This window comes from Streptomyces sp. NPDC104367 (assembly GCF_055583825.1).
The window spans coordinates 69,961-84,606 of sequence record NZ_JBVJND010000018.1; the positions used below are offsets into that span (position 1 = coordinate 69,961).

Annotated in this window: 14 protein-coding genes; 8 read left to right on the forward strand and 6 right to left on the reverse strand. The window is 73.1% G+C overall.

The window, feature by feature from the left end; all coding sequences use genetic code 11:
* Nucleotides 1-81: 81 nt before the first annotated feature.
* The gene (locus ACZ619_RS26045) at nucleotides 82-450 is read right to left on the reverse strand and encodes a hypothetical protein (protein WP_469603434.1); all 369 of its coding nucleotides are present in this window, start codon (nucleotides 448-450) and stop codon (nucleotides 82-84) included.
* 193 nt (nucleotides 451-643) lie between these two features.
* Nucleotides 644-1,747 (reverse strand): cell division protein ZapE, encoded by a 1,104-nt coding sequence (zapE, locus tag ACZ619_RS26050; protein WP_469603437.1) that lies wholly within the window; start codon nucleotides 1,745-1,747, stop codon nucleotides 644-646.
* Between the two features lie 37 nt (nucleotides 1,748-1,784).
* On the opposite strand from zapE, the gene ACZ619_RS26055 reads away from it, so the two are divergent.
* From ACZ619_RS26055 to ACZ619_RS26075, 5 genes are all read left to right on the forward strand, one after another.
* Entirely contained in the window at nucleotides 1,785-2,576 is a 792-nt protein-coding gene (locus tag ACZ619_RS26055) for a pyrimidine reductase family protein (protein ID WP_469603438.1), read from the forward strand.
* Nucleotides 2,577-2,730: 154 nt separating this feature from the next.
* Complete coding sequence (locus ACZ619_RS26060) at nucleotides 2,731-3,204, forward strand: indole-3-glycerol phosphate synthase (protein WP_469603441.1); 474 nt, start codon at nucleotides 2,731-2,733, stop codon at nucleotides 3,202-3,204.
* A gap of 244 nt (nucleotides 3,205-3,448) precedes the next feature.
* A complete protein-coding gene (murC, locus tag ACZ619_RS26065; protein ID WP_469603443.1) occupies nucleotides 3,449-4,837 on the forward strand; it encodes a UDP-N-acetylmuramate--L-alanine ligase in 1,389 nt (462 codons plus the stop codon).
* A 15-nt stretch (nucleotides 4,838-4,852) separates the two neighbouring features.
* Nucleotides 4,853-5,260 carry a peptide-methionine (R)-S-oxide reductase MsrB gene (gene msrB / locus ACZ619_RS26070; protein ID WP_469603446.1) on the forward strand — a complete coding sequence of 136 codons (408 nt, stop codon included), beginning with the start codon at nucleotides 4,853-4,855 and terminating at the stop codon, nucleotides 5,258-5,260.
* A gap of 76 nt (nucleotides 5,261-5,336) precedes the next feature.
* Nucleotides 5,337-6,638, forward strand: coding sequence for a PP2C family protein-serine/threonine phosphatase (locus ACZ619_RS26075; RefSeq protein WP_469603447.1), 1,302 nt, complete (start codon nucleotides 5,337-5,339; stop codon nucleotides 6,636-6,638).
* 10 nt (nucleotides 6,639-6,648) lie between these two features.
* Here ACZ619_RS26075 and ACZ619_RS26080 read toward each other — a convergent pair whose 3' ends face one another.
* Together ACZ619_RS26080 and ACZ619_RS26085 are read right to left on the reverse strand one after the other, a co-directional pair.
* A complete protein-coding gene (locus ACZ619_RS26080; protein WP_469603450.1) occupies nucleotides 6,649-8,100 on the reverse strand; it encodes a sensor histidine kinase in 1,452 nt (483 codons plus the stop codon).
* Nucleotides 8,097-8,792, reverse strand: coding sequence for a response regulator transcription factor (locus ACZ619_RS26085; RefSeq protein ID WP_469603453.1), 696 nt, complete (start codon nucleotides 8,790-8,792; stop codon nucleotides 8,097-8,099). The genes ACZ619_RS26080 and ACZ619_RS26085 overlap by 4 nt, the downstream gene beginning before the upstream one ends.
* Before the next feature lie 151 nt (nucleotides 8,793-8,943).
* Between ACZ619_RS26085 and ACZ619_RS26090 the strand changes: the two genes are divergently transcribed.
* From ACZ619_RS26090 to ACZ619_RS26100, 3 genes are read left to right on the forward strand one after another with little or no spacing between them, the layout of a single operon-like run.
* Nucleotides 8,944-10,281, forward strand: coding sequence for a ferredoxin reductase family protein (locus ACZ619_RS26090; protein ID WP_469603456.1), 1,338 nt, complete (start codon nucleotides 8,944-8,946; stop codon nucleotides 10,279-10,281).
* Nucleotides 10,282-10,291: 10 nt separating this feature from the next.
* Nucleotides 10,292-10,693, forward strand: coding sequence for an FMN-binding protein (locus ACZ619_RS26095; RefSeq protein WP_469603457.1), 402 nt, complete (start codon nucleotides 10,292-10,294; stop codon nucleotides 10,691-10,693).
* Nucleotides 10,694-10,695: 2 nt separating this feature from the next.
* Nucleotides 10,696-11,436: an FAD:protein FMN transferase gene (locus tag ACZ619_RS26100; protein ID WP_469603459.1), complete on the forward strand. Its 741-nt coding sequence runs from the start codon at nucleotides 10,696-10,698 to the stop codon at nucleotides 11,434-11,436.
* A gap of 71 nt (nucleotides 11,437-11,507) precedes the next feature.
* On the opposite strand, the gene ACZ619_RS26105 is transcribed toward ACZ619_RS26100, so the two are convergent.
* Nucleotides 11,508-13,580: an ArnT family glycosyltransferase gene (locus tag ACZ619_RS26105; protein WP_469603461.1), complete on the reverse strand. Its 2,073-nt coding sequence runs from the start codon at nucleotides 13,578-13,580 to the stop codon at nucleotides 11,508-11,510.
* Complete coding sequence (locus ACZ619_RS26110) at nucleotides 13,577-14,422, reverse strand: dolichyl-phosphate beta-glucosyltransferase (RefSeq protein WP_469603464.1); 846 nt, start codon at nucleotides 14,420-14,422, stop codon at nucleotides 13,577-13,579. Before ACZ619_RS26110 ends, ACZ619_RS26105 begins: the two co-directional genes overlap by 4 nt.
* Nucleotides 14,423-14,646 lie beyond the last annotated feature (224 nt).

The following is a 14,646-nucleotide window of genomic DNA, read 5'->3' on the forward strand; positions in this document are numbered from 1 at the left end:
TGGACTCCTCCTGGCGCGCCGGAAGGGCGCGTCGGGCTTGCACGACGGTTGTGGGGGGTGAGCCGAGACGGAACCCGTCCCTCAGCAGCGGAAGACCTGGAGCGCGGCCGGGGAGTGGGCTCTCGATGTTCTCGACGGGTGCCGGAGCCGGGCGTCGGGAGCGACGGAGGCGCGTATGGCCTGGGGGCGCCGGGCGGGGAGCGGACGGTCGTCCGCCCAGCCGGCGGTGGCGGTGCGGTGGCGGTCCGCGGTCTGCGGCGCACTGGGGGGCTCGCCGCAGAGGCCGTCGTCGCGCAGTGTGTGCGAGCCGTCGCGCACGGCCTTCACCGGGGGTGTGGATCCGGGCTGGGCTTTGGCCTCGACATGACTGAGGGTGTGCGCGCTTGCGAAGGTTGCCGAAGGAGCGAAGAACTGCACGGCGAGCAGGACGACGGCCAGGAGCGAAAGCACGGTCCGGGCCGTCGCACCTCGGAACATGAGCCCCCCTAACGGCAGTTCGCGCCTCTCGTGCGCACCAAACGCAAGTCAATGGTTGGTCAAGAAACACGTTAACCCTGCAAAGTTGTTTGCAGGGTTAACTCCGTGTTGCGCGCCGAAGAGAGCGTGAAAAGCGTCGGTGGTGTGGCCTGATCGAGCCCTTGACCTAGGGGGTCACGAGCCCCTTGGCGTCCCTGGCGAGGGCGGTGAGCCGCGATATCGCCCGGAAGTACTTCTTCCGGTACCCGCCGTCGAGCATCTCCTCGCTGAACAGCCGGTCGAAGGGCAGCCCGGAGGCCAGGACGGGGACCTCGCGGTCGTAGAGCCGGTCCGCGAGGACCACCAGCCGCAGCGCCGTCGACTGGTCCGGCACCGGTTGCACGTCCGTCAGGCACACGGCCCGCAGGTCGTCGGTCAGCGCGCCGTACCGGCTGGGGTGCACCTTGGCCAGGTGGTCCAGGAGCTGCGGGAAGCCGTCCAGCGAGGTGCCCGGCGTGGCGTACGCCGCCCTGGTCACCTGCTCCTCGGAGTACGGCGCCGGCGCCTCGGGCAGACCGCGGTGGCGGTAGTCCTCGCCGTCGATGCGCTGGGTGCGGAAGTGGGCGGACAGGCCCTGGATCTCGCGCAGGAAGTCGGCGGCCGCGAACCGGCCCTCGCCCAGCTTGCCCGGCAGCGTGTTGGAGGTGGCGGCGAGCGCCACACCGGCCTCGACCAGCCGGCTGAGCAGGCTGGACACCAGGACCGTGTCCCCGGGGTCGTCCAGCTCGAACTCGTCGATGCACAGCAGCCGGTGGCCGGAGAGGGTCCGCACGGTCTGCTGGAAGCCGAGGGCGCCGACCAGGTTGGTCAGCTCCACGAAGGTGCCGAACGCCTTCAGCGCGGGCTCGGCCGGGGTGGCGTGCCAGAGGGAGGCGAGCAGATGGGTCTTGCCGACGCCGTAGCCGCCGTCGAGGTAGACACCGCGGGGTCCCGCCGGGGTCTTGGGCGCCCTGGCCCGGCCGAGGCCGAAGAAGCCGCGCCTGCCGCCGCCGGCCGCGTGCGCCCCGCCGAGACCGCCGGCGAAGCCCTCCAGGACCCGTACGGCCTCGGTCTGGCTCGGCTGTCCGGGGTCCGGGATGTACGTGGCGAAGCGGACCGAGTCGAAGCGGGGCGGTGGCACCATCTCGGCGACCAGCCGGTCCGCGGGGACGTGCGGCGAGCGGGCGCACAGGGACAGGGGGGCCGCGTCGGCTATGGGGCTGACCTCGGATGCGGCGGGAGAAGACGACACGGTTACCCATGCTAGTTGCCGTGCCACACTGCACCGCATGCGACGCCTGTTCCCTGTGACCGAAGAGACAGCAGCCCGGACCTCCGCAGCGGGGGGCGGGGAGACGGCGGACAGGGAGTGGGGGCTCGCCGAGCTGGCCCGCGCCTACGCCTATCCCGCCGGGCCGGGCCCCTGGCTGCGGGCCAACATGGTCTCCACGCTCGACGGGGCCGCCCAGCACGACGGGCGCTCGCAGCCCATCTCCAGCGACACCGACATGCGGGTCTTCGGCACCCTGCGCGCGCTCGCGGATGTCGTCGTGGTGGGTGCGGAAACGGTACGGCAGGAGGGGTACCGGCCCGCCCGCGCGCGTGCCGAGTTCGCGGCCGGCCGGGCGGCGGCGGGGCAGGGCCCGGCGCCGGCCGTGGCCGTCGTCAGCGCAAGCCTGGACCTGGACTTCTCGCTGCCGCTGTACACCTCGCCGCTCGTGCCCACCCTGGTCCTCACCGGCGCGGCCGCCGCGCCGGACCGCGTCGCCGCCGCCGAGAAGGCCGGTGCCCGGGTGGTGGCCGCCGGGGACGGCGCGGGCGTCGACCCGGCCCGCGCGGTGCGCGCCCTGGCCGGCCTCGGCCACACCCGGCTGCTCACCGAGGGCGGCCCCCGGCTGCTTGGGCAGTTCATCGCGGCGGGCGTCCTCGACGAGCTGTGCCTGACGCTCTCGCCGATGCTCACGGCGGGCGGCGCGCAGCGGATCTCGGGGGGACCAGGAGTCGCCGTACCCCGGCGTTTCGAACTAGTGTCCCTGCTGGAGGATTCCGGATTCCTGTTCAGTCGGTACCGCCGCTCCTGAAAACGGCGGAATCTACCGTTCCGTTTAGCTTCCTGCGGGCACACTAAGTGCGGCAGAACCCGTGCGAGCACGGGGCAGGATGGTTTCCGCAGGGGTGCCGGCCCCCACGGAGGACAGAGGGTCCGAAAGGCCCTCTCAGGAGAAGAGGCGCCTGGTGTTCACAAGCGTTCTGATGATCGAGAAGGCCCTGACGTCCGCCGACGTGGAGTTCGTCACCACCTTGCACGGCGACGAGCAGGTCTCGTTCCACGTGCTGATGCAGCCACGCGGCGACCAGGCGGACCGCCTGCTGCGGGCCATCGACGACATCGCGCTCGGCGAACTGGACGAAGCGGCCCGGGAACGGGAGACACCGGAGGGCGAGGCGGCGAAGGGCCCGGCCGAGCAGGCGCTGGCCGTGTCCCTCACGGCCCTGCGGGCCGCGGGCAGCACGGCTGAGGGGCGGATGGTCGAGGACCACCCGCTGGACGCGCTGAAGACGCTGGTCGAGGAGACCGGTGCGGACGAGGTGATCGTGCTGACCGATCCGCACTACGTGGAGGAGTTCTTCCACCGCGACTGGGCCTCGCGGGCACGCCACAAGGTGGGCGTGCCGGTGCTGAAGCTGTTCTCGCACAGCAAGGCGTAGGGAGGGGTAGGGGGCGAAGGGGCGAAGGGGCGAAGGGGCGAAGGGAGCTGTGCGGTGCGTGCGGGTGCACCCGCGGCCGCGGGTGCGTCCTGGCTGATCGCGCAGTTCCCCGCGCCCCTGGAGGGACGCTGATGCCCGCGCTCCTCCAGGGGCGCCGACGCCCCCGCCCCTTGCGAGGTGTCCGGTGGCCGAGCGCATAGGCTAGGCACGCTTTCGCACCCGCACCGTCTCTGGGGAGAACCACATGGCACCCGGCCTTCCTGCCGCCATGGACCGACCGCACTTCATCGGCATCGGCGGCGCCGGGATGTCGGGGATCGCCAAGATCCTCGCCCAGCGCGGGGCCGCGGTGGCCGGCAGCGACGCCAAGGAGTCCGGCACCGCCGAGGCGCTGCGGGCGCTCGGTGTCACCGTGCACATCGGGCACGCGGCCGGACACCTGGCCGACGACGCCAGCTGTGTCGTGGTCTCCTCGGCGATCCGCCAGGACAACCCCGAGCTGGCCCGCGCGGCCGAGCTGGGCATCCCGGTGGTGCACCGCGCGGACGCGCTGGCCGCGCTGATGGACGGCCTGCGGCCGATCGCGGTCGCGGGCACCCACGGCAAGACCACGACCACCTCGATGCTGGCCGTGTCGCTGACCGAGCTGGGCCGCGAGCCGTCGTACGCCATCGGCGGCGACCTGGACGCGCCCGGCTCCAACGCCCTGCACGGCGAGGGCGAGATCTTCGTCGCCGAGGCGGACGAGTCGGACCGCAGCTTCCACAAGTACGCGCCCGAGGTCGCCATCGTCCTCAACGTGGAGCTGGACCACCACGCCAACTACGCCTCGATGGACGAGATCCACGAGTCCTTCGAGGCCTTCGCGGGCCGGATCGTGCCCGGCGGCGCCCTGGTGATCAACGCCGACCACGAGGGCGCCCGCGAGCTCACCCGGCGGGTCGCCGGCCAGGTGCGCACGGTGACGTACGGCGAGGCCGCGGACGCCGACGTACGGGTGCTCTCCGTCGTACCGCAGGGCCTGAGGAGCGAGGTCACCGTCCTGCTGGACGGCACCGAGCTGACCTTCGCCGTCTCCGTCCCCGGACGCCACTACGCGCACAACGCCGTCGCCGCGCTCGCCGCGGGCGTGGCCCTCGGGGTCCCGGCCGCCGAACTCGCACCCGCCCTGGCCGCGTACACCGGTGTGAAGCGCCGCCTCCAGCTCAAGGGCGAGGAGGCCGGCGTCCAGGTGATCGACTCCTACGCCCACCACCCGACCGAGATGACCGCCGACCTGGAGGCGATGCGCGGCGCCGCCGGCGACCGCCGCATCCTCGTCGTCTTCCAGCCGCACCTGTTCTCCCGCACCCAGGAGCTGGGCAAGGAGATGGGCGACGCGCTGGCCCTCGCCGACGCCTCCGTCGTCCTCGACATCTACCCGGCCCGCGAGGACCCGATCCCCGGCATCACCAGCGAGCTGATCATCGAGGCGGCGCGGGCCGCGGGCGCCGACGTCACCGCCGGGCACGACAAGGACGAGGTCCCCGCCGTGGTCGCGGGAATGTCCGGGCCCGGTGATCTGGTTCTCACCATGGGCGCGGGCGACGTGACCGACCTGGGCCCGAAGATCCTGGAACGCCTGGCGAAGTGAGGGGCTGAGAGAGTCATGTCGTACGACGTGGAGAAGCCGGACGAGCAGTGGCGGGCGGAGCTGACCCCGGCCGAGTACGCCGTGCTGCGTCAGGCCGGGACCGAGCCGGCCTTCAGGGGCGAGTACACCGACACCAAGACCGAGGGCGTCTACTCCTGCCGCGCCTGCGGTGCCGAACTCTTCACCTCCGCCACGAAGTTCGCGTCGCACTGCGGCTGGCCGTCCTTCTACGACCCGAAGGACACCGACGCGGTGGAGCTGATCGAGGACCGCTCCCACGGGATGGTCCGCACCGAGGTGCGCTGCGCCCGCTGCGGCTCCCACCTCGGGCACGTGTTCGAGGGTGAGGGGTACGCGACCCCGACCGACCAGCGGTACTGCATCAACTCGATCTCGCTGCGTCTGACCCCCGACGAGTCCTGACCCCCGGTCCGGCCACCGGCGCGGGGCGGCGGGCGTGGCTGGTGCCCGGTGCGGTGGTGTTTGAGATTCTGTGAGGGTGTTGGGTGTCGAGCGATGGTTCCGGTCCCGGCGGGGGCCCGCGCACGGCCCGGCCGCACCGGGTGCGCGGGGCGGGCCCGCGGCCGGCGCCGACGCGGCCGCGCCGCTGCGGACGCTGCGGACGGCCGCGGCGGGCATCGGCACCACCCTCGACGAATCGACCACCTGCACGGAGCTGACCCGGGCGGCGGTACGGCTGGCCGGCGGCGGCGCGGCCGTGATGCGGCGGCTCGGGGACACCGTCTCCGGCTACGAGTCGGTCACCGGCGACCCCGACCTGCTGCCCGACGCCCGCTGGGCCACCGCGATGGCCCGGGAGGCGGGCACCCCGGCGGCCGGCCACCGGGCGGACCCCTGGCTGTCCCGCCCGGCCGGCAGCCACCCCCGCCCGGCCCTGTGCACGCCCCTGACCAGCGGCTCCGACCAGTACGGCGTCCTGGTGTGCGCCCGTGAGGGGATCGCCTTCTCCCGCGCGGAGGCCGAACTGCTCGCCCTCCTCGCCGAACGCGCCGCCTCCCACGTCCGGCACGCCCGCGAGTACGAACGGGTCAACCGCACCGCCGGCGACCTGCAACGCGCCCTGCTCGCCGAGCCCGGCCGCCCGCACCCCAACCTGGACGTGGCGATCCGCTACCTCCCGGCCGGCCGGCGCGTCCTGGTCGGCGGCGACTGGTGCGAGACCGTACGGCTGCACTTCGGCCGCACCCTGCTCGTCGTCGGCGACGTGATGGGGCACGGGCTGGAGGCCGCGGTGGACATGAACGCCTACCGGTCCTCGCTGCGCTACATCGCCTCCTCCGACCTGCCGCCGCACCGGGTGCTCCGCCAGATGGACGACATCGCCGCCGCCGAGGCGGACCGAAGACCCGCCACCTGCCTGCTGGCCCGCGTCGACCCGGGCCGCGGCCAGGTCACGCTCTCCAGCGCCGGCCACCTGCCGCCCGCGCTGGTCACCGGTGACGGCCGGACCTCACTCCTGCCGGTGCCGGTCGGCCCGCCCCTCGGCACCGGCTTCGGCGGCTACGAGTCCGCCACCCACCGGATCGACCCCGACCAGGCACTGGTCCTCTTCACGGACGGCCTGGTGGAACACCGCGGCGAGGACATCGACCGCTCCCTGCACCGCCTCGCCGACCTCCGCTTCACCCCGGCCGCCGCCGTCGCCACCCTCCTGGAGACCGTCCTCACCCGCCTCGACGCCCACAACGCCGAGGACGACGTCGCGGTCCTGGCGGCCCGCCCGCGCGCACGGCAGGCAGCGGCCGGTCCCGGGGGCGGGACGGGGGCGGGCGGTTCCTGAACCGCGGTGGTCACCGGCCGGGCCGGGGCGCGGGCAGCGTCAGCGTGAACGCCGTGCTCCCCCCCGGCCCCTCGCCCAGCCCGATGCTCCCCCCGTGCGCCTCCACCAGCGCGCGGGCCACCGACAGGCCCAGGCCGCTGCCGCCGCGGTCGCGGCTGCGGGCCTTGTCGACCCGGTAGAAGCGGTCGAAGACGCGGGCGCGGTCGGCGGGCGGGATGCCGGGGCCCTCGTCGGTGACGGTCACCGAGACCGAACCGGGGGCGACGGTGACCGTCACGGCGACCGGGGTGCCCGCGGGTGTGTGCACCGCCGCGTTGGTGAGGAGGTTGTCCAGGACCTGACGGATGCGGACCGGGTCGAGGCGCAGCGGGACGGTGCGCGGGCCGGCCGTGACCGTCAGGGGGCGGTCGGCGTGGGCCGCGCGGAAGGCGTCGGCGGCCTCCCGCACCAGCTCCGTCAGGTCGGTGTCCTCCAGCCGCAGCGGCGCCTCCACCTCGGCCGCGTCCAGCCGGGCGAGGAGCAGCAGGTCGTCGAGGAGGACGCCCATCCGGGCCGCCTCGGCGCGCAGCCGCCGCAGGTGCTTGTCGCGTTCCTCGGGGGCGTTGGCGGCCGCGTACTGGAAGAGGTCGGCGTAGCCCCGTACCGACATCAGCGGGGTGCGCAGCTCGTGGGAGGCGTCGGCGACGAAGCGGCGCAGCCGCTGTTCGGCCTCCGCGCGCACGGCGAGGGAGTGGTCGATGTGTTCGAGCATCGTGTTGAACGCGGTGCGCAGCTCCTCGACCTCCGGCCCGCCGCCCCGCTTGGCCGCGCGCAGCGGCAGCCGGGCCGCCGACTCCGTCAGGTTGTGGGAGGCGATGCCGTGGGCGGTGTGCGCCATGTCGCTCAGCGGCTCCAGGCCGTTGCGCAGCAGCCGCCGGCCGAACACCACCAGCGCCAGCAGGGCCAGCCCGAAGGCCACCACCTGGACCGTGACCAGCTGCCGTACCGTGTCGTCGATGCTGTCCATCGGCGCGCCGCTGACCAGCACCACGCCCGGCTCCACCTCGCAGCCGCGCAGCCGGTACTCGCCCTCGCCGCTCAGGTCCTTGGTGCGCAGCACCTCCCTGCCCGCGGTGATCTGCGCCTTCGCCACCGAGGTGAGGCCGGTGATGTCGGCCGGCAGATCGCTGCTCTCCTCGGGCTTGCGCAGCACCGGGGTGCCGTCCGAGACGTCGTACACCGCGTAGTACCAGCGGTAGTACTTCTTGCCCTGGAGGGTGCCGTTCTGCTCGATGCTCTTCGACTGGGCGGTCTGGGCCAGCCCGAGCTGGTCGTCGAGCTGGGCCGAGAGGTAGTCGCGCATGTAGGTGGTCAGGGCCGTGCCGACGACCGCGAAGACCACCAGGGCCAGCGCCCCGAGCCCGAGCGCCAGCCGGGTGCCCAGGCGCGTGCTCCGGTACGAGCGCAGCAGCCTCCCGATCACTGGGCCGCCTGCTGCCGGATCACGTACCCGAAGCCGCGCACGGTGTGGATCAGCGGCTCCCCGCCGGTCTCGTCCATCTTGCGGCGCAGCCGGCTGACGACCAGCTCGACGACGTTGGAGCGGCCGCCGAAGCCGTACTCCCACACGTGGTCGAGGATCTGCGCCTTGGTGAGCACGGTCGGCGACTTGCGCATCAGGTAGCGGAGCACCTCGAACTCGGTGGGGGTGAGGGAGACCAGCCGGCCGCCGCGGCGGACCTCGCGGGTGTCCTCGTCCATCGTCAGGTCGGCGACCCGGAGCACCGAGCGCTGGAAGGCGGGGCCCGCGCTGCGCCGCAGCACGGTGCGCAGCCGGGCCATCAGCTCCTCCACCGCGAACGGCTTCACCAGGTAGTCGTCCCCGCCCCGGGTCAGCCCCGCGACCCGGTCGGCGACCCCGTCGCGCGCCGTGAGGAACACCACCGGCACCATCGTCCCGGACCGCCGCAGCCGGTCCAGGACACCGAAACCGTCGAGATCGGGCAGCATCAGGTCGAGCACGACGATGTCCGGCCGGAACTCGACCGCCCGGGCCAGCGCGTCCTCACCGGAGTAGGCGGTGACCGCCTCCCAGCCCTCGTACCGTGCCACGGTCGCGACCAGGTCGGCGATCGGCGGGTCGTCGTCCACGACGAGGAGTCGTACTTTTTCCACCCGCTCATATTGCGCCACCCGGCCGTGGACGCCAGACCCGTGCACACACAGAGAACACATCGATAACCAGTTGAAAGTCGATCGACAGGAAAACGACAGCCGACGCGGGTGAAGCTCGACTCCCAGGACCCGATCAAGGAGCTTCCCACCCGTGACGACCGTCCAATCGCCCCCTGCGCCCCCCACGGCGATACGCCCCAGGGTGGTGGCCCGCACGGGCCTGTACGCCGTGCTCGCCGCGAACGTGGCCGTGGTCGCCTACTTCTTCGCCCAGGCGGGCTTCGCCTCCAACGCCCTGATCGTCATCGGCCGCCTCTTCGGCCTCTACGGCGCTCTCGTCATGGCCTTCCAGCTGCTGCTGGTGGCCCGGCTGCCCTGGCTGGACCGCCGGATCGGCATGGACCGGCTGACCTCCTGGCACCGCTGGACCGGCTTCGCCCTGCTCTGGACGCTGCTCGCGCACGCCGTCTTCATCACCTTCGGCTACGCGGACGGCGCGGGCGTCGGCCCGGTCGACGAGATCGTCGACCTCGCCGAGACCACCGAGGGCGTGCTCCGCGCGACCGTCGCGCTCGTCCTCGTCCTCGTCGTGGGCGCCGCCTCCGCCCGCTACGCCCGCCGCCGCCTCGCCTACGAGACCTGGCACTTCATCCACCTGTACACCTACGTGGCCGTGGTGCTCGCCTTCGGCCACCAGGTCGCGGTCGGCACAACCTTCACGTCCTCGCCGGCCGCGAAGGCGTACTGGTACGCGCTGTGGGGCGCCGCCCTCGGCTCGGTGGCCGTGGGGCGCGCGGTGCTGCCCCTGTGGCGGAACCTCCGGCACCGGTTCCGGGTGTCCGCCGTGGTCCCCGAGTCCGACAACGTGGTCTCGGTGTACGTCACCGGCCGCGACCTCGACCGGCTCCCCGCCCAGGCCGGCCAGTTCTTCCTGTGGCGCTTTCTGACCAAGGACCGCTACTGGCAGGCCAACCCCTTCTCGCTCTCCGCCGCCCCCGACGGCCGCACCCTGCGGCTGACCGCCAAGGCGGCCGGCGACGGCAGCGCGGCCCTGCGCCACCTCAAGCCCGGCACCCGGGTCTTCGCCGAGGGCCCCTACGGCGCCTTCACCACGCTGCACCGCAGGAAGACCGAGTCGCTGCTCATCGCGGGCGGCGTCGGCGTCACCCCGATCCGCGCGCTGCTGGAGGACCTGGAGGGCCACGCGGTCGTCATCTACCGCGTCGCCGGCGAGCGCGACGCCGTCCTCTACGACGAGCTGCGCGACCTCGCCGTCGCCAAGGGCGCCGAGCTGCACCTGGTGACCGGGCCGCCGGTGCCGGACAGGCTGGCCCCGCGCGAGCTGGCCCGGCTGGTGCCGGACATCGCCGACCGGGACGTCTTCCTGTGCGGGCCGCCCCCGATGATGAACGCGGTCCTGAGCGCCCTGGAAGACCTGGGCGTGCCCAAGCCGCAGATCCACTTCGAGCGTTTCAGCCTGGCGGGATGAGAGAGACACCGTGAAGCGAGCCATACCTGTCGTCGCCCTGAGCATCGCGGGCCTCATCCCCGTCTGGCGCTACGAGCCCTCCGTCGCCGGTACGACGTCCTCCGCCGCCGCGCCCGTCACCACACCGTCCGAGGCGTCCTCCGGGTCCGCCTCCGGAACCGTCGTCAAGGGCACGACGGTCACCACCGACAAGGGGCCGGTCCAGGTCCAGGTGACGTTCTCGGGTGAGAGGATCTCGGCGGTGAGGCTGCTTCAGCAGCCGAACCATCCGCAGACCGCGGCGGCGGTTCCGGTGCTGGTCTCGGAGACGCTGAAGGCGCAGAGCGCGGACATCGACACCGTGTCCGGTGCCACGATCACCAGCGACGCCTACAAGGAGTCCCTCCAGGCCGCCATCGACGCGAAGGGCTGATCATGCACAGGGTCGAACACGTCATGGGCTTCCCCGTGTCGCTGCGGATCGACGGCGAGGGGGACTTCGGCGGGGCCGCGGACGCCGTCTTCGCGTGGCTGCGCGAGGTCGACGCGCGGTTCAGCCCGTTCCGGCCGGACAGCGAGGTCTGCCGCCTGGACCGGGGCGAACTCACCGCGTCCGAGCTGAGCCCGGACCTCGCCGAGGTGCTGGCGCTCTGCGAGGAGTACCGTCTGGCGACCGGTGGCGCGTTCGACGTACGGCTGCCGGGGCGCGGGCTCGACCCGTGCGCGGTGGTCAAGGGCTGGTCCGTGCAGCGGGCGGCGGAACTGCTGTCCGCGGCCGGGGCCCGGCGGTTCGTGCTGAACGCCGGCGGTGACGTGGTCGCCGCCGGCGGGCCCTGGCGGGTGGGGGTACGGCACCCCGAGCAGGCCGACAGGCTCTGCGCCGTCCTGGAGCTGACCGACGGCGCGGTCGCCACCTCCGCCCGCTACGAGCGCGGCGACCACATCATCGACGGACGCACCGGGCGCCCGGCGACCGGACTGCTCAGCCTGACGGTCGTCGCCCCCACCCTCACCGAGGCGGACTCCGTTGCCACCGCCGCCTTCGCCCTGGGCGCCGACGGCATCACCTGGGCGGCCGCCCGCCCCGGCTGCGAGGTGTTCGCGGTCGACACCACCGGCCGGGTGCTGCGGACCCCCGGCTTCCCCACCGCACCGGATTCCTCGGCCGCGGCCTGAGCGGAGAACGAAGGGGGGGCGGGCCACCGGGATCTCTTCCGGTGGCCCGCCCCCCCTTCGTCCGGGTCGGCTCAGCCGATGTCGGAGGCGTCCAGGCGGTAGAGGCCGCTGTAGGCGCTGACCACCGTGCCGTGCTTCTCGACCCAGGTGGCGATCTCGGAGGCGGTGCCCTGGCCGCCGGTGCTGCTGACCACGATGTAGTGGAGCTTGCCGGACTTCACCAGGCTCTTGAGCTTCGCGAGGGTCATCGCGTCGTCGCTGCCGGACCAGCCGCCCATGGAGATGACCGGCTGACCGGACTCCAGGATGATCGAGGAGGCCGTCTGGTCGGTGGCCACCGCCACCAGCCAGGTGGCGCCGTCCTGGTGCTTCTTCAGGTACGAGATCATCGCCGAGCCGACCTGGGTGTCACCGCCCATGCCGCCACCGCCGTCGCCGCCACCGCCGTCGGACGTCCGGCCGGCCTCGGCCGAGGACCCGGCGGACGAGGAGCCGTCCGACGGGGCGGAGCCGGTGCCGCCGGGGAAGCCGCCGGCCGGGGCGCTGCCGCTCTCCGTTCCGCTGGGGGCGCTGCCGCTCGGGCGCTGACCACCGCCGCCGCCCATCCCGCCCATGCCGCCGGTGCTCGGTCCGGCCGTCGGGTTGGTGCCGTTGGTGCTCGTGGTCGCCGCCGAGACGGAGTACGCGGCCGGTCCGGCCAGCAGGGCGACCACCGCCGCGACGGCCGCGATCCCCACCAGCCCGCGCCGCTTCGTGAACCGCCCGACGAGCAGGCCGGTCACCGCGAGCGCACCGCCCAGCCCGGCCACCACCTCGGCGACCGTGTACACCGTGCCGGAGCCGGAGACCCGCTGGAGCAGCACGACCGCCCAGACGGCGCCGGCGGCGACGGCCGCCGGGAGCACCCAGCCCCACCTGGCCGCCGAACCGTCCCGGAAGGCCCGGTACAGCATGACCCCGCCGGCGCCGGCCAGGGCGGCGATCCCCGGCGCCATGGCGGTGACGTAGTACGGGTGGAAGGTGCCCTCGGCGAGCGAGAAGGTCAGGAAGTGCAGGACGAACCAGCCGCCCCAGAGCATCAGCGCGGCCCGCCGGGCGTCGGTGCGCGGCGCCCGGCCGCGCAGGACCAGACCGGCGACGAGGGCGATCGCGGCGAACGGGATCAGCCAGGAGATCTGGCCGCCCATGATGTCGTTGAACATCCGGTACAGGCCCGAACTGCCGCCGAAGCTCGCGCCGTTGCCCTGCGAGCCCACCGAGGAGCTCGCCCCGAAGATCCGGCCGAAGCCGTTGTAGCCGATGACCAGGTCCCAGACCGTGTTGTCGGAGGAGCCGCCGATGTAGGGCCGCGAGGAGGCCGGGATCAGGTCGACGACCACCATCCACCAGGCGCTGCTCACGATCAGCGCGACCGTGCCGACGGCCAGGTTGCGCACGCGCCGGCCCAGGCTGCCCCGGGCGGCCCACAGGTAGACCAGGAAGAACGCGGGCAGGACGACGTAGGCCTGCATCATCTTGGTGTTGAAGGCGAAGCCGATCGCCACCGCCGACCAGAGCAGGGGCGTCAGCCTGCCGGTGCGGACGGCCTTGAGCAGGGCGGCCGCGCCGAGCAGCATCAGGAAGACCAGGATCGGGTCGGGGTTGGTGTCGCGGTTGATGGCGACGGTGATCGGCGTGAGGGCCAGGGCGAGCGCGGAGACGGTGCCGGCCACGACGCCGAAGTCCCGCTTGACCAGGCGGTACAGCAGGGCGACCGAGCCGGTGCCGACGGCGACCATCGGCAGCATCAACTGCCAGGTGCCGTAGCCGAAGGCGCGGGCGGACAGGCCCATCACCCAGAGCGCGAAGGGGGGTTTGTCGACGGTGATGAAGCTGCCCGAGTCCAGGGCGCCGAAGAAGAACGCCTTCCAGCTCCTGGTGCCGGAGTAGACCGCCGCGTCGTAGAAGGTGTTGCCGGTGACGGAGGTGAGGTTCCAGGCGTACAGGGCGGTGGCCAGCAGCAGGACCGCCCAGAGGGCCGGGCGGGCCCAGCGCGGGTCCTCGGGGCTGCCGAGGAACAGCCTCCTGGCGCGGGAGACCGGCGGGGCGGCGGCCCGGTGCCGGCCGTCCTGGGGCGGGGCGGGCGGCGGGGCGAGGGTCGTCATGACGCGTACTCCATGGACTCGGCGGCGGTGGCTGCCGCGGTGGGCAGGGCCGTGACGTCGCGGGGGACGGGGGTGCGGCGGGGCACGGCGTCGACGCGGGTGCGGCCGGTGACGGTGGCCCGGAGCATCCGGCCCATGCCCCTGAGGTCGTCGAGGGCGGTGCGGACGATGTCGACCCGGCTGTCGGGGTCGTCGACCCAGTCGACCGGGACCTCGTGCACCCGCAGTCCGTTGCGCTGGGCGAGCACGAGCAGTTCGGTGTCGAAGAACCAGGCGGTGTCCTCGATGTGCGGGGCGAGGGCGCGGAACACGTCGGTGCGCACGGCCTTGAAGCCGCACTGCGCGTCCGAGAACCGGGCCCCGAGGCCCGCCTTGAGCAGCAGGTTGTAGGAGCGCGAGACGAACTCCCGCTTCGGGCCCCGCACCACGGCCGACTGCCGGTGCAGCCGGCTGCCGACGGCGAGGTCGCTGTGGCCGGACAGGAGCGGGGCGACGAGGGGCAGGAAGCCTTCGAGGCCCGTCGAGAGGTCGACGTCCATGTAGGCGACGACATCGGCCGAGGAGCGGCTCCACACGTGCTTCAGGGCGCGGCCCCGGCCCTTCTGCTCCAGCCGCCGTGCGTGGACGTGCGGCAGGCGCAGGGTCAGGCCGGTCGCCACCGTCCAGGTGGCGTCCGTGCTCGCGTTGTCCGCGATCGTGATGCGGAACGGGAACGGGAAGGACTCTTCGAGGTATGCGTGGAGACGGCCGATGCTGTCGGCGAGGACGTGCGCCTCGTTGTACACCGGCACCACGATCTCGACCGACCGGCGCCGGACGCCTCCCGCGTTCGTTTCGTTCATGACCATGACGATCCGGGTGCCGTCTGGGGCGGCCGTGAGGCTTCACTGAGCGGGGAATGAGAATCAGGGAACCCACAGGTTGTGCACAGCGGTCGCCGGGTGCAGGCCCAGGGTTCGGCGGGGTCGCGTCTTCAAACCACCCGTGGGTGAAGAAAGTCAGTCAGACGCCGAAGTGCTGAAACAGTTCCGGTCTAGACTCTCCCCGCAACGACCTGCGCCACGGC

Bases quoted from the DNA above. Each gene is read 5' to 3' on its own strand.
- ACZ619_RS26055 (WP_469603438.1), top strand. From the start codon at position 1,785: ATGCGACGCCTGTTCCCTGTGACCGAAGAGACAGCAGCCCGGACCTCC.
- murC (WP_469603443.1), top strand. From the start codon at position 3,449: ATGGCACCCGGCCTTCCTGCCGCCATGGACCGACCGCACTTCATCGGC.
- msrB (WP_469603446.1), top strand. From the start codon at position 4,853: ATGTCGTACGACGTGGAGAAGCCGGACGAGCAGTGGCGGGCGGAGCTG.
- ACZ619_RS26100 (WP_469603459.1), top strand. From the start codon at position 10,696: ATGCACAGGGTCGAACACGTCATGGGCTTCCCCGTGTCGCTGCGGATC.
- ACZ619_RS26105 (WP_469603461.1), bottom strand. From the start codon at position 13,580: ATGACGACCCTCGCCCCGCCGCCCGCCCCGCCCCAGGACGGCCGGCAC.
- ACZ619_RS26110 (WP_469603464.1), bottom strand. From the start codon at position 14,422: ATGAACGAAACGAACGCGGGAGGCGTCCGGCGCCGGTCGGTCGAGATC.